At 72.8% G+C, this 19,213-nt stretch carries 17 protein-coding genes and 1 riboswitch; of the genes, 13 read left to right on the top strand and 4 right to left on the bottom strand.

The genetic code is table 11. The annotated features are described in order from the left end of the window. Positions 1-120: 120 nt before the first annotated feature. Positions 121-1,374, top strand: a complete 1,254-nt coding sequence (locus DDW44_RS04065; RefSeq protein WP_108905548.1) for a L,D-transpeptidase — start codon at positions 121-123, stop codon at positions 1,372-1,374. A gap of 46 nt (positions 1,375-1,420) precedes the next feature. Here DDW44_RS04065 and DDW44_RS04060 read toward each other — a convergent pair whose 3' ends face one another. Next, on the bottom strand, positions 1,421-1,819 hold the full coding sequence (locus DDW44_RS04060) for a response regulator transcription factor (RefSeq protein WP_017949884.1): 399 nt from the start codon (positions 1,817-1,819) through the stop codon (positions 1,421-1,423). 189 nt (positions 1,820-2,008) lie between these two features. On the opposite strand from DDW44_RS04060, the gene ctaE reads away from it, so the two are divergent. From ctaE to DDW44_RS04030, 6 genes are all read left to right on the top strand, one after another. Further along, positions 2,009-2,629, top strand: a complete 621-nt coding sequence (gene ctaE / locus DDW44_RS04055) for an aa3-type cytochrome oxidase subunit III (RefSeq protein WP_026281747.1) — start codon at positions 2,009-2,011, stop codon at positions 2,627-2,629. A 65-nt stretch (positions 2,630-2,694) separates the two neighbouring features. Then, complete coding sequence (gene qcrC / locus DDW44_RS04050) at positions 2,695-3,504, top strand: cytochrome bc1 complex diheme cytochrome c subunit (protein WP_027731502.1); 810 nt, start codon at positions 2,695-2,697, stop codon at positions 3,502-3,504. Continuing rightward, positions 3,501-4,550 (top strand): cytochrome bc1 complex Rieske iron-sulfur subunit, encoded by a 1,050-nt coding sequence (qcrA, locus tag DDW44_RS04045; protein WP_026165579.1) that lies wholly within the window; start codon positions 3,501-3,503, stop codon positions 4,548-4,550. Before qcrC ends, qcrA begins: the two co-directional genes overlap by 4 nt. Beyond that, a complete protein-coding gene (gene qcrB / locus DDW44_RS04040; protein ID WP_108905547.1) occupies positions 4,547-6,169 on the top strand; it encodes a cytochrome bc1 complex cytochrome b subunit in 1,623 nt (540 codons plus the stop codon). Before qcrA ends, qcrB begins: the two co-directional genes overlap by 4 nt. Positions 6,170-6,323: 154 nt before the next feature. Next, a complete protein-coding gene (trpD, locus tag DDW44_RS04035; protein ID WP_017949879.1) occupies positions 6,324-7,409 on the top strand; it encodes an anthranilate phosphoribosyltransferase in 1,086 nt (361 codons plus the stop codon). A gap of 74 nt (positions 7,410-7,483) precedes the next feature. Beyond that, positions 7,484-7,601: riboswitch (SAM riboswitch) on the top strand. A 280-nt stretch (positions 7,602-7,881) separates the two neighbouring features. Continuing rightward, the gene (locus DDW44_RS04030) at positions 7,882-9,429 is read left to right on the top strand and encodes an aminotransferase class V-fold PLP-dependent enzyme (protein ID WP_244223958.1); all 1,548 of its coding nucleotides are present in this window, start codon (positions 7,882-7,884) and stop codon (positions 9,427-9,429) included. Positions 9,430-9,650: 221 nt separating this feature from the next. On the opposite strand, the gene DDW44_RS04025 is transcribed toward DDW44_RS04030, so the two are convergent. Together DDW44_RS04025 and DDW44_RS04020 are read right to left on the bottom strand one after the other, a co-directional pair. Next, positions 9,651-9,932: an Lrp/AsnC family transcriptional regulator gene (locus tag DDW44_RS04025; protein ID WP_017949877.1), complete on the bottom strand. Its 282-nt coding sequence runs from the start codon at positions 9,930-9,932 to the stop codon at positions 9,651-9,653. Next, positions 9,929-10,654 (bottom strand): rhomboid family intramembrane serine protease, encoded by a 726-nt coding sequence (locus DDW44_RS04020; protein WP_017949876.1) that lies wholly within the window; start codon positions 10,652-10,654, stop codon positions 9,929-9,931. The genes DDW44_RS04025 and DDW44_RS04020 overlap by 4 nt, the downstream gene beginning before the upstream one ends. A 137-nt stretch (positions 10,655-10,791) precedes the next feature. Between DDW44_RS04020 and DDW44_RS04015 the strand changes: the two genes are divergently transcribed. From DDW44_RS04015 to DDW44_RS03995, 5 genes are all read left to right on the top strand, one after another. Further along, on the top strand, positions 10,792-11,034 hold the full coding sequence (locus tag DDW44_RS04015; protein ID WP_017949875.1) for a hypothetical protein: 243 nt from the start codon (positions 10,792-10,794) through the stop codon (positions 11,032-11,034). Positions 11,035-11,077: 43 nt separating this feature from the next. Further along, positions 11,078-12,436: an NYN domain-containing protein gene (locus DDW44_RS04010; protein WP_108905546.1), complete on the top strand. Its 1,359-nt coding sequence runs from the start codon at positions 11,078-11,080 to the stop codon at positions 12,434-12,436. 319 nt (positions 12,437-12,755) lie between these two features. Further along, the gene (locus DDW44_RS04005; protein ID WP_018890405.1) at positions 12,756-13,784 is read left to right on the top strand and encodes a C40 family peptidase; all 1,029 of its coding nucleotides are present in this window, start codon (positions 12,756-12,758) and stop codon (positions 13,782-13,784) included. A 255-nt stretch (positions 13,785-14,039) separates the two neighbouring features. Then, entirely contained in the window at positions 14,040-15,068 is a 1,029-nt protein-coding gene (locus tag DDW44_RS04000) for a C40 family peptidase (RefSeq protein ID WP_108905545.1), read from the top strand. A gap of 51 nt (positions 15,069-15,119) precedes the next feature. Beyond that, on the top strand, positions 15,120-16,388 hold the full coding sequence (locus DDW44_RS03995) for a hypothetical protein (protein WP_208647932.1): 1,269 nt from the start codon (positions 15,120-15,122) through the stop codon (positions 16,386-16,388). A 57-nt stretch (positions 16,389-16,445) separates the two neighbouring features. Here the strand turns inward: DDW44_RS03995 and DDW44_RS03990 are convergent, their stop codons facing one another. Beyond that, positions 16,446-17,714, bottom strand: coding sequence for a glycosyltransferase 87 family protein (locus DDW44_RS03990; RefSeq protein WP_425275619.1), 1,269 nt, complete (start codon positions 17,712-17,714; stop codon positions 16,446-16,448). 148 nt (positions 17,715-17,862) lie between these two features. On the opposite strand from DDW44_RS03990, the gene DDW44_RS03985 reads away from it, so the two are divergent. Next, positions 17,863-19,005, top strand: coding sequence for a glycosyltransferase family 4 protein (locus DDW44_RS03985; RefSeq protein WP_108908718.1), 1,143 nt, complete (start codon positions 17,863-17,865; stop codon positions 19,003-19,005). Positions 19,006-19,213: the final 208 nt, after the last annotated feature.

Below are 19,213 nucleotides of genomic sequence, written 5' to 3'. Positions count from 1 at the left end.
CGGCGACGCCGCGCAGCACCGCGCAGGGGCCCGGACACTGACCCGTAAGGGTGGTGTCCGGGCCCCTCGTTTGCAGTCATCCGGCGCGCCGCCGCGTGGGTTCCTCCATAGCGTGTGCTCATGAACGACACGCCGCGCAAGCGCACCGTAGCGAGCTGCACCCTGCTCGCCCTGGCCCTCGGGGCGGGGACGACCGCGTGCGGCGGCCAGGACAGCCACCCGTTGTCGGCGAGGCCGTACGACGCGGCGCGTCAGGTCGCCTTCAACGCGCCGCCCTCCGGCACCAAGGCGGACCCGGACAAGCCCCTGGTGGTCACCGCCAAGGGCAAGGACGGCCGGATCACGGACGTCACCGCCGTCGACACCGCCGGCCGCTACCTGGCGGGCGAGCTCTCGGCGGACGGCGCGCGATGGCGCTCCACCGGCCCCCTCGCGGCCGGTACGCGCTACACCGTCCGGGTCTCCACGGAGAACGGCGGCGGCGACCCCGGCCTGCGTACCCTCACCTTCGAGACGGCCAGCCCGAAGCGGCTGCTCGGCATCGAACTGGGACCGAAGACGGGCACCTACGGGGTGGGGCAGCCGATCACGGCGGAGCTCAGCCGCCCGGTGGCGGCCCCGGCGGACCGGGCGGCGGTCGAACGCTCCCTCAGGGTCACCTCGTCCCCCTCGGTGGAGGGCGCCTGGCACTGGGTGGACGACAAGAAGCTGCACTACCGCCCGAAGGAGTACTGGCCCGCGGGCGCCTCCGTCGAGGTGCGCAGCACCCTGGACGGCGTCAAGGTCGGCGACCGGCTGTACGGCGGCCCCACCAAGCCCCTGAAACTGACCATCGGCGACCGGGTGGAGGCCATCACCGACGCGGCCACCCACCAGATGACGGTCAAGCGCAACGGGGAAGTGATCAACACCATTCCGGTGACCACCGGCAAGCCGGGCTTCTCCACGCGCAACGGCGTCAAGGTGGTGCTCGGCAAGGAGTACTTCGTCCGTATGCGCGGTACCAGCATCGGCATCCCGGTCGGCAGCGCGGAGTCCTACGACCTCCCCGTCTACTACGCGACCCGGGTCACCTGGAGCGGTGAGTACGTCCACGCCGCACCCTGGTCGGTCGGCTCCCAGGGGTACGCCAACGTCAGCCACGGCTGCACCGGCATGTCCACCGGCAACGCGGCCTGGTTCTTCAAGACCGTCCGCGAGGGCGACATCGTCAAGGTCGTCAACAGCCTCGGTGCGCCGATGGACCCGTTCGGGAACGGCTTCGGCGACTGGAACCTCGACTGGGACGAGTGGCGCACCGGCAGCGCGCTGCTGGAGGGGACCCGGGACGGCAGCGCCGGCGCGGGCGCCGCACGGCTGCGGCCCCGGGTCTGAGCGCAGGGGACGGCCTGGGCGGCCCGGCGGGACGGGCCGCGCGGCGTCAGGCCGCGGCCCGTCCCCGGCGCAGCAGCCCGGCCAGGGCGTCGGCGAACTCCACCGGCTCGACCGGCAGCGTCACCGCGGCGTCCGCACGGCTCCAGGTGGCCAGCCAGGCGTCCTGCGGGCGCCCCATGAGCACCAGGACCGGCGGGCAGCGGAAGATCTCGTCCTTGATCTGCCGGCACACGCCCATGCCGCCGGCGGGCACCGCCTCGCCGTCCAGCACGCACACGTCGATCCCGCCCTTCTCCAGCTCCTTGAGGACCGCGGGCAGGGTCGCGCACTCGACGAACTCGACCGCGGGGACGTCGGCGGCCGGGCGGCGGCCCGTGGCGAGCCGCACTTGTTCGCGGGTGCCGGAGTTGTCGCTGTACACCAGCACCGTGGCGGTCGACTGCATCGTTCCTCCGGGTTCGTCGGGGAGTTCGGGGCTGCACCGATGGGCCGGATGCTACTCCTCACCGGGCCCGTCCAGTACCGCCGGTACCGGCTCGACGACTGCTTTTGATGGGCCGTTCGGGCTGGACACGGATCACTGACACACCGAACGGCACCCCCCGGAGTGAGGGCTGGATAAGCGACCGACATAATGTCGGTCGTGGCGACAGCAACGACAGTAGAAACCGGGCACGCGCACCCGTCGGTCAATCGGCCGAACCTCACCAGCGTCGGAACCATCATCTGGTTGAGTTCCGAGCTGATGTTCTTCGCGGCCCTCTTCGCGATGTACTTCACCCTGCGATCAGTGATGGGTGCCGACTACTGGGCGGAGCAGGCCTCGGCCCTGAACTTCCCCTTCTCGGCCACCAACACCACGATCCTGGTGCTCTCCTCCCTCACCTGCCAGCTCGGCGTCTTCGCCGCCGAGCGCGGTGACGTGAAGAAGCTCCGCACGTGGTTCGTGATCACGTTCGTGATGGGTGCGATCTTCATCGGCGGCCAGGTGTTCGAGTACACCGAGCTGGTCAAGCACCAGGGTCTCTCGCTCTCGTCGGACCCGTACGGCTCGGTCTTCTACCTGACCACCGGCTTCCACGGGCTGCACGTGACGGGCGGTCTCATCGCCTTCCTGCTCGTTCTCGGCAGGACGTACGCGGCCCGGAGGTTCACCCACGAGCAGGCGACCGCCGCCATCGTCGTGTCCTACTACTGGCACTTCGTCGATGTCGTGTGGATCGGCCTCTTCGCCACGATCTACATGATCAAGTAGCCGGGCCCGTACCCGCACACCTTCCCGAAGCACCGACGCAGAAGATCCTGACACCGGGGTAATCCGTGAAAAAGCTCTCCGCACGACGACGCCATCCGCTGGCGGCGGTCGTCGTCCTACTCCTCGCGCTGGCGGCCACCGGGGGGCTGTACGCCGCGTTCGCACCCGCGGACAAGGCGCAGGCCGATGAAGCCGCCCAGTCCCTCGCCATCGAGGAGGGCAAGAAGCTCTACACCGTCGGCTGCGCCAGCTGCCACGGAACCGGCGGTCAGGGTACGTCCGACGGCCCGTCCCTGGTCGGCGTCGGTTCCGCCGCCGTGGACTTCCAGGTCGGCACCGGCCGGATGCCCGCCCAGCAGCCGGGCGCCCAGGTGCCGAAGAAGCCGGTGATCTACAGCCAGGCCGAGATCGACCAGCTCGCGGCGTACGTCGCCTCCCTGGGCCCGGGCCCGGTCACGCCGACCGAGAAGCAGTACAGCCCCGAGGGTGCCGACATCGCCAACGGCGGCGTGCTCTTCCGCACCAACTGCGCCCAGTGCCACAACTTCACGGGTGAGGGCGGAGCGCTGACGGACGGCAAGTACGCCCCCAACCTCAGGGGAGTGAGCGCGAAGCACCTGTACGAGGCCATGCAGACCGGCCCGCAGAACATGCCGTCCTTCCCCGACACGACGATGCCGGAGCAGGAGAAGCGCGACATCATCGCCTACGTCCAGACCGTCAACAGCGGCGAGACGGAGACCCCGGGCGGACTGAGCCTCGGTGGGCTCGGCCCCGTCAGCGAGGGACTGTTCGCCTGGGTGTTCGGAATGGGTGCGCTGATCGCCACCGCCATCTGGGTCGCGGCCCACACCGCTAAGGCCAAGAAGTCATGAGTAGCCAAGACATTCCCGAAGAGACCCCGTCCTCCGAGCAGGACCACGCACACGGCGCCGTCGCGGTGAAGGACCCCTTCGCCGACCCGGGCCTCCCGGCCCACCGGCCGCGGGTCCAGGACATCGACGAGCGGGCCGCCCGGCGGTCCGAGCGTACGGTCGCCCTGCTGTTCACCGTGTCGATGCTGTCGACGGTCGCGTTCATCGCGTCGTACGTCATCTTCCCGGTCGACAAGATCGTCTACATCTGGCCGTTCGGTCACGTCAGCGCGCTGAACTTCGCGCTGGGCATCACCCTCGGCCTGGCCCTGTTCTGCATCGGCGCGGGCGCGGTCCACTGGGCCCGCACCCTGATGTCCGACGAGGAGCGGGTGGACGAGCGCCACCCGATCGAGGCCCCGCCCGAGGTCAAGGCCAAGGTCATGGCCGACTTCGCCGCGGGTGCGGAGGAGTCCGGCTTCGGCCGGCGCAAGCTGATCCGCAACACCCTCTTCGGTGCCCTCGCCATGGTGCCGCTGTCCGGCGTGGTGCTGCTGCGCGACCTCGGCCCGCTGCCGGAGGACAAGCTCCGCCACACCCTGTGGGCCAAGGGCAAGCAGCTCATCAACATGAACACCAACGAGCCGCTGCGCCCCGAGGACGTCTCCGTGGGCTCGCTGACCTTCGCCATGCCCGAGGGCCTCAGCGAGCACGACCACAGCTTCCAGACCGAGATCGCCAAGGCCGCCCTGATGATCGTCCGGATCCAGCCGGAGGACATCAAGGACAAGCGCGAGCTCGAGTGGTCCCACGAGGGCATCGTCGCCTTCTCGAAGATCTGCACCCACGTGGGCTGTCCGATCTCCCTGTACGAGCAGCAGACGCACCACGTGCTCTGCCCGTGCCACCAGTCCACCTTCGACCTCTCCGACGGCGCCCGCGTCATCTTCGGCCCGGCCGGCCATCCCCTTCCGCAGCTGCGGATCGGTGTGAATGACGAAGGATTCCTCGAAGCGCTCAGCGACTTCGACGAGCCCGTCGGTCCTGCCTTCTGGGAGCGCGGATGAGCACTGCGAACGACAAGCGGAAGGCTCCGGCCGGCGAGCGCGTCGCCGACTGGGCCGACGGCCGGCTGGGGATCTACTCCCTCGCCAAGGCCAACATGCGCAAGATCTTCCCGGACCACTGGTCCTTCATGCTGGGCGAGGTCGCGCTCTACAGCTTCATCATCATCATCCTCACGGGTGTGTACCTGACGCTGTTCTTCCACCCGTCGATGAACGAGGTGGAGTACCACGGCAGTTACGTCCCGATGCAGGGCGTGCTGATGTCGGAGGCGTACGCCTCGACCCTGGACATCAGCTTCGACGTCCGCGGCGGTCTGCTGATCCGGCAGATCCACCACTGGGCGGCGCTGATCTTCCTCGCGGCCATGATGGTCCACATGATGCGCGTCTTCTTCACGGGCGCGTTCCGCAAGCCGCGCGAGATCAACTGGCTGTTCGGCTTCCTGCTGTTCGTCCTGGGCATGTTCACCGGCTTCACCGGCTACTCGCTCCCGGACGACCTGCTCTCCGGCACCGGTGTCCGCTTCATGCAGGGTGCGATCCTGTCCGTCCCGGTCGTCGGCACGTACCTGTCGATGTTCCTGTTCGGCGGGGAGTTCCCCGGCGGCGACATCGTGGCCCGGTTCTACTCGATCCACATCCTGCTGCTGCCGGGCATCATGCTCGGTCTGCTCGTGGCGCACCTGATCCTGGTCTTCTACCACAAGCACACGCAGTTCGCGGGTCCCGGCCGGACCAACAAGAACGTCGTCGGCATGCCGCTGCTGCCGATCTACATGGCCAAGGCGGGCGGCTTCTTCTTCCTGGTCTTCGGCATCATCACGGTCATCTCGGCGATCGCCACGATCAACCCGATCTGGGCGCTCGGCCCCTACCGGCCGGACCAGGTGTCGACCAACGCGCAGCCCGACTGGTACATGGGCTTCTCCGAGGGCCTGATCCGCGTCATGCCGGGCTGGGAGATCAACCTGTGGGGCCACACCCTGGTCCTGGGCGTCTTCATCCCGCTGGTGATCTTCCCGCTGGTGCTGGCGTCGATCGCGGTCTACCCGTTCATCGAGTCCTGGGTCACCGGGGACAAGCGCGAGCACCACATCCTGGACCGCCCGCGCAACGCCCCGACCCGCACCGCCTTCGGTGTGGCCTGGCTGACGTGGTACTTCGTCCTGCTGGTCGGTGGCGGAAACGACCTCTGGGCGACCCACTTCAACCTGTCCATCAACGCCATCACCTGGTTCGTCCGGATCTTCTTCTTCGCCGGACCGGTCCTGGCCTTCATCATCACCAAGCGGATCTGCATGGGTCTGCAGCGGCGCGACAAGGACAAGGTGCTGCACGGACGCGAGTCCGGCATCATCAAGCGCCTGCCGCACGGTGAGTTCGTCGAGGTCCACGAGCCGCTGACGCAGGAGGCCCTGCACACGCTCACCTCGCACTACCAGTACACCCCGGCCGAGGTCGGCCCGACGGTCGACGAGAACGGTGTGGAGCGGAAGGTGTCGCGCACCGAGCGGCTCCGGGCACGTCTCAGCAAGGCGTACTACGGCAAGGACAACCAGGTCGCGAAGCCGACCGTCGAGGAGTACAAGGAGATCACGAGCGGCCACGGCCACCACTGATCCCCCGCGCTGATCGCGGCGACCGCCACCGCCGGGGCAGCCCCGGCGACCGCCGTACGAAGAGCCCCGTCCATCCCCTGGACGGGGCTCTTCGCCGTCCCGCCGGCCGATAGGGTGGGAGGCATTCCCATCCGCACCGGACCCAGGAGGGACCATGAGCGCTGTGACCCCCGCAGACGGGGGTGCCCCCGGCGAAGCGCGATCCACCGCGGCGGGCCTCTCCTGGCCCGTGGTTCTGGACTCCCTGCTGTACGGGCGCGACCAGAGCGCGGAGGCGACCGCCTGGGCCATGGACCGGATCCTGCGCGGCGAGGCGACCGACGCGCAGATCGCCGGGTTCGCGGTGGCGCTGCGCGCCAAGGGCGAGACCGTCGAGGAGATCTCCGGGCTCGTGCGGACGATGTACGAGCACGCCCGGACGATCGAGGTGCCCGGGGAGACCGTCGACATCGTGGGCACGGGCGGCGACGGCGCCAGGACCGTGAACATCTCCACCATGTCCGCGATCGTCGTGGCCGGCACCGGCGCGAAGGTGGTCAAGCACGGCAACCGGGCCGCGTCGAGCGCGAGCGGGGCGTCGGACGTCCTGGAGAAGCTCGGCGTCAATCTGGAGCTGACGCCGGAGCGGGTCGCGGCGGTCGCCGGCGAGGCGGGGATCACCTTCTGCTTCGCGGTGAAGTTCCACCCGGCGCTGCGGCACGTCGCGGCGGCCCGCAAGGAGCTCGGCATCCGCACCACGTTCAACTTCCTCGGGCCGCTGACCAACCCGGCCCGGGTGAGGGCCCAGGCCACGGGTGTCGCGGACGCCCGGATGGCCCCGATCATGGCCGGTGTGCTCGCCGCGCGCGGCTCCAGCGCGCTGGTCTTCCGCGGCGACGACGGCCTGGACGAGCTCACCACGACGGCGACCTCGCGGGTGTGGGTCGTCCGGGACGGCGCCGTGCGCGAGGAGTCCTTCGACCCCCGGGACGTGGGCGTCGAACTGGTCCCGGTCGAGGCGCTGCGCGGCGCGGACGCCTCGTACAACGCCGATGTCGCCCGCCGGCTGCTCGCCGGGGAGGGCGGGCCGGTACGGGACGCGGTCCTGCTGAACTCGGCGGCGGCGCTGGCCGCGCTCGGGAACGGCGAGGGCGATCTCGTCGAGCAGTTGCGGGCCGGCATGGCGCGGGCCGCGGAGTCCATCGACTCGGGCGCGGCCAGGCGTGCGCTGGACCGGTGGGTGGCGGCGAGCCACGCGTGACGTGCGGCGGGGCGCGGTCCGGATGGCGGACCGCGCCTTGCGCGCCGCGGCACCTGTGGCAGGATGCTTCCCAAGGTCATGAGTGACAGCGACTACGGCCCCGGCCCGCTGTCCGGCAACCCTCCGTCCGTGGCGGGGTGCCCCGGGTGAAGACCAGGCCGCAGGCAGCGAGGTCTGCGGCAAGCGCGGACCCCGCGGACATCGGTGAATGTCGCATCCCTGGGGTCCTGGTCCTCGAGGGAGCTGTCTCGTGAGCAAGCGAATGCGTTAGGCCACGTCCGTGAGCGCCGCCGGCCCGTAGGGCGGGCGGGACGCCGCGGACACGGCCCCGGGCCGTCGGCCCTTCCCCCTCCGCACGCCGCCCGGGCGTGCGTCGAGGCAACACCCGTACGCGGAGCGGCCGCCCCGTGCCGCCGTCGCGCCGTGCGGGTTCCCCACGCCAGCTCGCCCCTACTCGCCGGGAGACACCGCCATGTCCGTGCGCCTCCACACCACCGAGATCGCCGCCACCGCCACCGCCACCGCCACGTTCACCTCGGCCCCTGCCCCTGCCTCCGGCACGTCGTCGGCGGCGCCGACCGCCGCCGCCGAGGTGCCGCGCCGCGGCGCCCCGCTGCCGGTCCTCGGCCGGGACGTCACCGTCCCGCTCGTGACCGGCGGTGAAGTCACCTACGCCGCACTCGACTACGCGGCCAGCGCCCCGGCCCTGCAGCGGGTGTGGGACGACGTCGCCGCGTACGCCCCGTACTACGGCAGCGTCCACCGCGGTGCCGGGTACCTCTCGCAGCTGTCCACCGACCTGTTCGAGAGCAGCAGGGCCACCGTCCACGCGTTCCTGGACTGCCGCGAGGACGACCAGGTCGTGTTCACCCGGTCGACGACCGACTCGCTGAACCTGCTGGCCGGCGCGCTCCCCGACGGCTGCGAGGTCTTCGTCTTCGAGACCGAGCACCACGCCTCCCTGCTGCCCTGGACGAACGCGCGCGTGACGTACCTGGACGCCCCGCGCACCCCGCAGCAGGCGGTCCGGACGCTGGAGTCGGCGCTCGCCGGCCGGGACCTCAGCGTCCCCGCCCTGGTCTGTGTGACCGGCGCGTCCAACGTGACCGGCGAGCTGTGGCCGGTACGGGAGCTGGCGGCCGCGTCCCACGCCCACGGTGCGCGGATCGTGCTGGATGCCGCCCAGCTCGTCCCGCACCACCCCGTCTCCGTCCGGGACCTGGATGTCGACTGGGTCGCCTTCTCCGGGCACAAGCTGTACGCGCCGTTCGGGTCGGGGGTGCTCGCCGGGCGGACGGACTGGCTGCGGGACGCCGAGCCGTACCTCGCGGGCGGCGGTGCCTCGCGGACGGTCGCACGCCGCGCCGACGGCGGTGTGGACGTCGAGTGGCACACCAGCGCCGCCCGCCACGAGGCCGGCTCGCCGAACGTCATCGGCGTCTACGCGATCGCCTCCGCCTGCAGGGCGCTGACGGAGGCCGGGTTCGACGCCCTCGTCGACCGTGAGCGGCACCTCGTCGAGAAGGTCCTCACCGGGCTCGCCGAGGTGCCCGGGGTCAGGGTGCTGTCGCTGTTCGGCGGCGACACCCCCGCGCGCTCGGAAGGCGACACTCGCGCGCGTGCCGCCGCGGGGACCGCCGGCCGGGTCGGCGTCGTCTCCTTCGTCGTGGACGGCTGGAACAGCTCGCACCTCGCCGCCGCGCTGTCGGCCGAGTACGGCATCGGGGTGCGCGACGGGCTCTTCTGCGCCCACCCGCTGGTGCGGACGCTGCTGGGCGGCGACCCGGGGCAGCCCGGCGAGTGCGGTGCCCCGGAGGCCGTGCCGGGCGAGCGCGGTGAGGCGGCGGCGCCCGCGGCGGAAGGCGCCGGGAGGCCGCTGAACGCGATCCGGGTCAGCTTCGGTGCCGGTACGCCGGACGAGCACGTGGAGCGGTTCGTGCGCGCGGTCAAGGAGCTGGTGCGCGACGGTGCGCGGTGGAGCTACCGCACCGAGGACGGGCGCTGCGTGCCCGCCGTGTGAGCGGCGCGGGGCGGCGGCGCGCGGGGGCGCCCGGTCCTCCGGCCTGACGGGCCCACCGGCGGGTGGCCGGGAGCTCGGGAGGCCCGGGTGGGCCGTCCACGGGGCCGGGCCCACCGGCCGCTCGACCGGCCGGGGGCGCTGTGGGCCGGGCCGCGCCGCGGCCCGTTCGGCGTCCGGTCCGTTCGGCGCCCGGCCCCCTCGGCGTCCGGGCCGCCTCCGGCCTACGCGTCGAGCCCGATCGCGAACGCCGCCTCCAGGTCGTGCTGGGAGTACGTACGGAACGCGACATGCGTGTCGGTCGCCTCGACGCCCGGGATCTTGCTGATCCGGCCCGGGATCACATCGGCCAGGTCGTCGTGCTTCGCGACCCGGACCATCGCGATCAGGTCGTATGTGCCGGTGACCGAGAAGACCTCGCTGACGCTGTCCAGGGAGGCGATCGACTCGGCGATCTCGGGGATGCGGTCCACGCTGGTCTTGATGAGCACGATCGCGGTGATCACGGCTGTCCTTCTCCCTCGGTGGCCGCTGCTTGGGCCTTCACTCTAGCGGCCTGCCGGAAGCGGCCCCACGCGTAGAGGAAGCCGATCCCGAAGCCCACCAGATGCGCCAGATAGGCCACCCCGGGGCCCGAGGACGAGCTCTGCGCCTCCGCCAGCCACTGCAGCACGAACCAGAAGACCAGCACGATCCAGGCGGGGAAGCGCAGCGGCAGGAAGAACAGGAAGGGATAGAGGCTTGTCACCCGCGTCCTCGGGAAGAGGCAGAGAAAGGCGCCCAGCACGCCCGAGATCGCTCCGGACGCCCCGACGAGGGTGTGGCCGGACTCCGCGTTGGCCGCCGCGTAGGCGAGGAGTGCCAGATAGCCGCAGCCCAGATAGAAGAGCGCGAACTCCAGGTGGCCCATGCGTTCCTCGACCATGGCGCCGAAGACGTGGAGGAAGAGCATGTTGCCGAGCAGGTGCAGCCAGCTGCCGTGCACGAAGAGCGCGGTCAGCGGGGTGAGCAGGGCGCGCGGGGAGCCCTGCAGCAGCTCGCTCGGGATCACGCCCCAGCGCTCGAAGTGGGCGGTCTGGGCGGTGAGCAGGGTGCCTCCGGTGCCGTAGGAGGCGTTGAGTCCGGACACCGGACCGACGAGGAACAGGAGGCAGCACAGGCCGATCGCTCCGTAGGTCACCACCGGGCCGGTCGTCAGGCCCCGTACCGCCGTCCACCGATCGGTCATGCCCAGAGCATGGCGCACCGGGACCGGAGCGGGCGGGCCGCCTCGCCGTGTCACGGCGGACCCGTCAGGTCGTAGGGTTACGGGCAGTACGCACGCGGAGACGCACGAGAAGACGCACGAGAAGCGAGGACGGCTCGATGACGACGGTACCCATGCCGACGGACACCACACGATGGCGCTGCACCCTGTGCGGCAACCTGACGCGTTTCGACGTGACCCGGTCCTCCCGGGCCGTCGAGTACGTGCATCTGGATCTCGCGGGGGAGCCCAAGGTGGAGGAACGCGAGGTGGTGAGTGAGACCATCGAGTCGGTCCGCTGCCGCTGGTGCAACGCCGTGGACCAGATCGAACTGGTGGACAGGCCGGGCGGCGGCTCCTGAGGGAGCCGAGCGGACCCGCGGGAAGACAGTGGGGTGACCGATCGTGGAGCAGCCCGAGAGCGGCGCCGGGCCGGCCGGTGCCGGCGACGCCGCCGAGGCGCTCGACCGCCCGCTGCCGGAAGGCGTGCGGCGACGGGTCGTCGCACTGGTCTCGGACGCCTTCGGCGGGCTGACCGTCACCGAACTCCCGGCCCAGTTGCGGCAGTACGCCCGATTCACCCCGTCCCGGCGGGCGAAGTACGCGGGCAACGCGATGGCCGCGGCCCTGGAGGGCGACCCCGTCTTCCGGCAGCGCATCGCCGAACGGCTCCGCGATTCCCAGCCCGAGCTGGCGGACGCCCTGGAGTCGGGGACACCGCCCGCCGCCGCCGACCCCGTCGACGTGGCGGCGGCGGCCTTCGTGCTGCGTCCGGCGGGCTGGGTCAAGCTGGTGGCCGCCGCCGGTGAGGAGGCCCAGCGCGCGGACGCCGAGCGCGCGGACGAGGAGAGCCGGCGGGAGCTGCAGCGGCTCCGCGAGGAACTGGACCGGCTGAAGGCGCAGCACAAGGCCGAGACCGAGCGGCTGCGCACCGAGCTGGACGCGGTCCGCAAGGAGTCGGACGCGCTGCACCGCAAGCTGCGCAGCGCCCACAGCGACATCAAGCGCGCCGAGGCGGCCGTGCGCCGCGGCAACGCCGAGAACGAGGGGGCGAGAGCCGAGGCGCACGCCCAGGTGACCGCGGCCGAGAGCGAGGCGCGCCGGCTCAGGGCCAGGCTCGCCGAGGCGGAGTCCGCGGTCGAGGCGAGCCGCAGGGCCGCCCGCGAGGGCCGGTCGATCGAGGACATGCGGGTACGGCTGCTGCTGGACACCGTGCTGGACGCGGCCTCCGGGCTGCGCCGCGAACTGGCCCTGCCACCCGCCTCCCTGCACCCGGCCGACACCGTCGACGCGGTGCAGCCCGGCCGGATGACCCCCAAGGACATCGCGGCGCGCGCGCTGTCCGAGACCGACCCGGCCATGCTGGACCAGCTGCTCGCGCTGCCCCAGGTGCATCTGCTCGTGGACGGCTACAACGTCACGAAGACCGGATACCCGACGATGCCGCTGGAGAAGCAGCGGCTGCGGCTGCTCGGCGGCCTCGCGATGCTGGCGGCGCAGACCGGCGCCGAGATCACCTGCGTCTTCGACGGCGCGGAGCTCGCCGCGCCCGTGCTGCTGGCGCCCCCGCGCGGGGTGCGGGTGCTGTTCTCCAAGCCCGGTGTGACCGCGGACGAGCTGATCCGCCAACTGGTCCGGGCGGAGCCGCCGGGCCGGCCCGTCGTGGTGGTGTCGACGGACCGGGAAGTCGCCGACGGGGTGGCGAAGGCGGGTGCGAGGCCGGTCGCGTCCGCGATGTTGCTGAAGCGGCTTTCGCGCGTCTAGCGCGACTCGTAACTCCTGGGCGTAATGCCCGATTTCACGGAACGGACCGTCAAGTCCCCGCTACAGGCCGTGTGGTGCGTGTAAAGAATGCGCTTCGTGGGCCAGATTTTTCTGATGAGGATTTGAAGTGATCACAGGAAGGTCACTAGGGTCAGGCCTCGAACCTTCGCGCGGTTGATCGCCCATCCGGGGTGACAGCGAAGGAACCGCCGATTTCGCGCAGTTCAGCCCTGCTTTGCCGGGGGACCCGAGTGTGCGCGGAGCCGGGGACCCACCCCGCGGCCCGGCAGGCGGCTCGAGGAAGAAGGAGCTCGCCTTCGTGGCGTCCCACCGTCGTCCCAAGCAGCCGAGCCGCACCCGTGTGACCGTGCTCACGGCGACCGCCGCCGCGGCCGTCGCCCTCACCTCCCAGGCCGCCCAGGCCGCTCCGGCCAAGCCGAGCAAGGACGAGGTCAAGGCCAAGGTCGACGCCCTCTACCACGAGGCGGAGAAGGCCACCGAGGACCACAGCCTGGCCAAGGAGCAGCAGACCAAGCTTCAGAAGGAGATCGACGCGATCCAGGACCGCGTCGCCCGCGGGCAGGACGAGCTCAACACCATGCGGGACAAGCTGGGTTCGGTGGCCAGCGCCCAGTACCGCTCCGGCGGCATCGACCCGTCCGTCCAGCTCTTCCTCTCCGGCGACCCGGACACGTACCTGGACAAGGCGTCGGCGATGGACCAGCTCGGCGCCAAGCAGGCCACCGCGCTCGAGGACATCCAGTCGAAGCAGCGGGACCTCGCCCAGCAGCGTGCCGAGGCCACCCGCAAGCTCGGTGACCTCCAGGACGTCCGCCAGACGCTGGGCGAGAAGAAGGCCAAGATCCAGGGCAAGCTCTCCGAGGCCCAGAAGCTCCTCAACACCCTGACCGCCGAAGAGCGGGCGAAGATGGAGGAGGAGGAGCAGCGCGCCAGCCGCGACGCCGGTGAGCGGGTGAGCCTCGGCAACGAGGTGCCGGCCTCGCAGCGCGGCGCAGCCGCGCTCAACGCCGCCGCCACCCAGCTGGGCAAGCCGTACGTCTCGGGCGCCGAAGGCCCGAACTCCTACGACTGCTCCGGGCTGACGCAGTGGGCCTACCGCCAGGCCGGGGTGAGCCTCACCCGGACCACCTACACCCAGCAGAACGACGGCGTGAAGATCGGCCGCAGCCAGCTCAAGCCGGGCGACCTGGTCTTCTTCAACGGCCTTTCGCACGTGGGTCTGTACGCGGGCAACAACCAGATCCTGCACGCCCCGAAGCCCGGTACCGTCGTCCGCTACGAGTCCATGGACTACATGGGCACCTTCCAGTTCGGCGTCCGGGTCTGACGGCCCCGCGGCTCGGCGCCCGGGCCTGACGGCCGCTCGCGTGGCGTCCGGGTCTGACGGCCCCTCGAGTGGCGCCCGTTCGAGCGAATCCGGGTACGCGCCGCTGACCGAGCGCCCCGCCGGTGACCTGTGGTCTCCTGCGGGGCGTCACTGTCTGTGCCCGATGCGGCTTTTGGCCGTCCCGTTCCCCCGCCGTTACTGTCTGCCGCGCAGCAGCCGCTCAGGCTGCGTCCAGCGGAAGGGAGTACGGCTCCTGTGGCGTCCCATCGCCGATCCTCGGCCTCCGGTTTCAACGGGGGTGCCCGGGTCACCCTCCTCTCGGCCACGGTGGCGACCGCCGCGGCCGCCCTCGGCACCGCACCCGCCGGGGCCGACCCGTCCACCGGCCCCGCCGCCATCCGCGCCATGGTCGACCGGCTGTACGAGCAGGCCGAGGTGGCGACCGAGCGCTACAACGAGGCGGCCGAGCACGCCGACGAGCTGGGTGCGCAGCTGACCCGGGTCCGCGAGCGGGCCGCCCGCGGCCAAGAGGACGTCAACCGGATGCGGGACGCGCTCGGTTCCGTGGCCGGCGCCCAGTACCGCTCCGGCGGGGTGGACCCCGCGCTCGCCCTGCTGCTCTCCGGCGACCCGGACACGTACCTGGACCGGGCCGCGGTGCTGGACCGGCTCGGTGACCGGGAGGCGGCCGTCCTGACCGACCTCCGGCGGGCCCAGCGGCGGCTCGGCCAGGAGCGTTCCGAGGCCGCCCGGCAACTGGCGGAGCTGGAACGCACCAGGACCGCCCTGGCCCGTCACAAGCGGACCGTGGAGGCGAAGCTCGCGACGGCCGAGCGGCTGCTGTCGTCCCTGCCCGCGGCGGAACGTGCGGCGTACGACCGGGCGTCGCGCTCCGGCCGGGCCGCCCCCGACCTGTCCGGCGCGGCCGGCCCCTCGTCGGCCCGTGCGGCCGCGGCCGTGGCGGCCGCGCAGAGCGCGGTCGGCAAGCCGTACGTCTGGGGTGCCAACGGGCCGAACGGCTTCGACTGCTCCGGCCTCACCCAGTGGTCCTACGCCCGGGCCGGGGTGGGGCTGCCCCGTACCTCCCAGGCCCAGCGGTACGCCGGACAGCAGGTTCCGCTGTCCCAGGCGAGGCCCGGTGACCTGGTCACCTACCGCTCCGACGCCAGTCATGTCGCCATGTACGTCGGCAACGGCCAGGTCGTCCACGCGCCCTACCCGGGCGCGGCGGTGCGCTACGACCCGGTGGGGATGATGCCGATCGCCTCGGTGACCCGGCCCTGACCGGCCGCGGCCGGGGCGGTCCCGCTCTCCCGCTCGCCTACCATCGGCAGGGTGGCTGGTCGGGACTTCTTCGGGCGGACGGCGGCGGGACGGCTGCGCGGGGCGGCACCCGTCCTGGCCGGGCTGATCCTGGCCGGGGCGCTCCTGACCGGCGGCTGCGCCGGCGCGCCGGGGCGTGACACGACCGGCCGCGAGGTCCAGCGCATGCTCGACGCCCGCGCCGCCGCGGTGCTCCGCCACGACGAGGCCGGCTATCTCTCGGCGTTCGACCCTTCCGCCCGGCCGCTGAGAGCGGCCGGGCGCGCGGAGTTCGCGAACCTCTCCGAGCTTCCGCTGAGCTCCTGGGAGTACCGGCTCACCGGGGTGCGGCGCTCCGGCGACCGGGCCACGGCCGACGCCGAACTGCGGTACCGCCTCGACGGGTACGACGCCTCGCCCGCGACCGCCGAGCGCCGGCTGGAGCTGGCCGAGCGGGACGGCCGCTGGTACATCACCGCCGACCGCCCCGGCAGCGGCGGCGCGCAGCAACTGTGGCAGCAGGGCGACATCGAGGTGGTGCGCGGCACGCACAGCCTGGTCCTCGGGGTGGGGCAGGACCGGGCCCGGCTCCGGCGGATCGCGGCGGACGCCGACCGGGCCGTCCCCGCGGTCTCGGCCGCGTGGGGCGGGGCCTGGGCCGGGCGGGTGGTGGTGACGGTGCCCGGATCGCAGGCCGCCATGGGCCGTCTGCTGGGCGCTCCCGCCGCGGAGTTCCGGGGTGTCGCGGCGGTCACCACGGGCATCGCCGCGACTCCCGGCAAGCCCGGCGGCCCGGCGCCCGCGGACCGGGTGACCGTCAATCCCGAGGCGTACGGAGAGCTCGGCGACCACGGCCGGCGCGTCGTCCTCACCCACGAGACCGCGCATGTGGCGACCCGCGCGCACACCTCGGCCGCCACCCCGCTCTGGCTCTCCGAGGGGTTCGCCGACTGGGCCGCCTACCGCGGCACCGGCCGCGACGTCCGGGAGACCGCACCGGAACTGCGCCGCGCGGTCCTCGCCGGAGACCTCCCCGGCACGCTCCCCGCCGACGCCGACTTCCGCTTCGGCGGCGGTGAACGCGCACTGGGCCGCGCGTACGAGGGCGGCCTGCTGGCCTGCGAGCTGATCGCCCGGCGCTGGGGCGAGGACCGGCTGCGCGCGTTCTACCGGGCGGTGGGCGCCGCGGAGTCGCGCGACGGGGCGGTGGAGGCGGCGTTCGCCGAGGTCCTGGGCACGAGCCGGGAACGCTTCACCGCGGACTGGCGGGAGTACCTGGCCGAGCGGCTGGGCGGCCGCTGATCCGCCGCCGGGTCCCCGGGGGGACGTACGCCCCGGCGGCGCGGGTTTCCGGAGGGGTCAGGGCCCGACCGAAGCCCGGTCGCGGCCGGACCGGGCCGGGAGTGCCCGGCCGCCCCGCCGCCGGCCCGGCGGGACCGTCCCCGTCCACAGGCGGCGGCACGCCAGCAGCGCGGCAGCCACCAGGAGTCCGTTGCGGGCCGCCAGGACCGCGACCCCCAGGGGGTCGCTCGCGACCACCTTGTCGAACCAGATCGGGAACTCCAGGAAGGTGAGCCCGGTGGCGGCCAGCACCAGCAGGCCCGGTGCGGCCATCCGGCTCCGCCGGAAGGCCAGGCAGACCGCGGCCAGTCCCAGCAGCCAGACCAGGTACTGGGGGCTGATCACCCGGCTCGTGGTGGTGAACAGCAGCACGGCCGTGAACGCCGCGTCCGCGGGGGTGGCGGCGGAGAACTCCGCCGCCCGCAGCCGCCACACGGCCAGCCAGCCGAAGACGGCCGCGGTGAGACCGAGTGCCACGCCGCTGACCAGGGGGACGTACGGGCCGAGGAACTCGACCGAGCCGTAGTTCAGCAGCACCTGCCCCTCCCAGCCGAAGTGCCGTGCGACGTGGAAGACCAGCGCGCCCAGCGACTCGACCTCGGTGCCCCGGTCCCGCTGGAAGCCGAGGAAGGCCAGCGCCCCCGGCATCGACGCCGTGAGGACCAGCAGCAGGGCGGCTCCCGTCACCGCCGCCGCGGCCCACGCGCGGCCCTGCCGCACCCCGGCCAGCAGCAGCACCGGCCACACCTTCAGCATCGCGCCGAACCCGGCCAGCGCCCCGGCGACACCGGGACGGCGGGCGGCGGCGAGGAGCGCGGCCACCGCGACCGCCGTCACCATCAGGTCGTACCGGGCGTACGCCGTCGGACCCAGCAGCGGCAGCCCCGCGATCCAGAACCAGGCGCCCCGCACCGACTTCCCGGGCCGTCGCCCCGTGTACAGCAGCAGCCCCAGGACCGCCGCGTCGCACACCAGGGCCAGGGCGAAGAACGCGTGGACGTAGTCGAGTGACGGCACCAGGCCGGGGGAGAGGATCGCCAGGGCGGCCGCGGGCGGGTACTGCCAGGTGACGTCGTCCAGCGGATAGGTGCCGGTCCGCAGCACCTCGTACCAGCCCTGGTAGATCACGGCGACATCGCTGGTCACGTCGGGGCCGCGGACGGGGAGGACCTTCAGGACCCAGAGCAGCAGCAGCGTCCTGGTGAGCGCGAAGGCCGCGACGGCCCCGGCCGTCAGGAGCCCGGACCCGGCGGGCCCCGCCGTCGCGGAACGCCCTGTGCCTGTCATGACCACCCCGTGCCGTTCGATCGGTTCCGTGCCCTGCGCGCCGCACCGCCGCCCTGCCGGCCCGGCCGCCATCATGCCGGACGCCCGGACGCCCGGACGCCCGGACGCCCGCGATGAGGCGCGGCGGCCGTTGGTACTGTCGGCGGCGATGGACAAGACCCTGATCGTCACCAACGACTTCCCGCCGCGTCCCGGCGGCATCCAGGCGTTCCTCCACAACATGGCGCTGCGGCTGGACCCCGAACATATCGTCGTCTACGCCTCCACCTGGAAGCGCGGCCGCGAGGGAGCCGAGGCGACGGCCGCGTTCGACGCCGAGCAGCCCTTCCCGGTGGTCCGCGACCGTACGACCATGCTGCTGCCCACCCCGCGCGTCACCCGGCGCGCCGTGGGACTGCTGCGGGAGCACGGCTGCACGTCGGTGTGGTTCGGCGCGGCCGCCCCGCTCGGGCTGATGGCCCCGGCGCTGCGCCGGGCCGGGGCGCGGCGTCTGGTGGCCACCACCCACGGCCACGAGGCGGGGTGGGCCCAGCTGCCCGGGTCCCGGCGGCTGCTGCGCCGGATCGGCGAGGGCACGGACACCATCACCTACCTCGGCGAGTACACCCGCTCGCGGATCGCCGCCGCGCTGACGCCCGGGGCGGCCGGGCGGATGGTGCAGCTGCCGCCGGGCGTCGACGAGAAGACCTTCCATCCGGACTCGGGCGGCGAGGCGGTGCGCGAACGGCTCGGGCTCACCGACCGCCCGGTCGTCGTCTGCGTGTCCCGGCTCGTGCCGCGCAAGGGCCAGGACACCCTGATCCGGGCCATGCCCGCGATCCTCGCCCGGGTGCCGGACGCGGTGCTGCTGATCGTCGGCGGCGGGCCCTACGAGACGGACCTGCGCAAGCTCGCCGGCACCACGGGAGTGGCGGAGTCGGTCCGCTTCACCGGCGCGGTCCCCTGGGAGGAGCTGCCCGCGCACTACGGCGCCGGCGACGTCTTCGCGATGCCGTGCCGCACCCGGCGCGGCGGGCTGGACGTGGAGGGCCTCGGCATCGTCTACCTGGAGGCGTCCGCGACGGGGCTCCCGGTCGTCGCCGGCGACTCGGGAGGGGCGCCGGACGCGGTACTCGACGGCGAGACGGGCTGGGTCGTCCGCGGCGGCTCCCCGGAGGAGACCGCGGAGCGCGTCGCCGCGCTCCTCCTGGACCCCGAGCTGCGCCGCCGCATGGGCGAGCGGGGCCGTGAGTGGGTCGAGGAACGCTGGCGCTGGGACCTCCTGGCGGACCGGCTCAGGGCGCTGCTGTAACCGGGAGGGCCCGGACGGGACCCGCCGGTACGAACGGCACGGGCACGGCCCGCGGCCGTCCCGGCTGCAGGGAGGGGCACGGTCCCGGCGGGGGGCCGGCTCGCGGCTGCCGGGGTGCGGACGGTTCCGGTCGGGGTCCGGCCCGCGGCTGCGGGGGCGGCACGGTCCCGGCCGTGTGTGCCCGCCCGCGGCTGCCATGACAGCTCGA

This window comes from Streptomyces tirandamycinicus (assembly GCF_003097515.1).
Classification (GTDB): Bacteria; Actinomycetota; Actinomycetes; order Streptomycetales; family Streptomycetaceae; genus Streptomyces; species Streptomyces tirandamycinicus.
The sequence above is the reverse complement of the archived record's forward strand: the minus strand, read 5'-3'. Positions and strand labels throughout refer to the sequence as shown.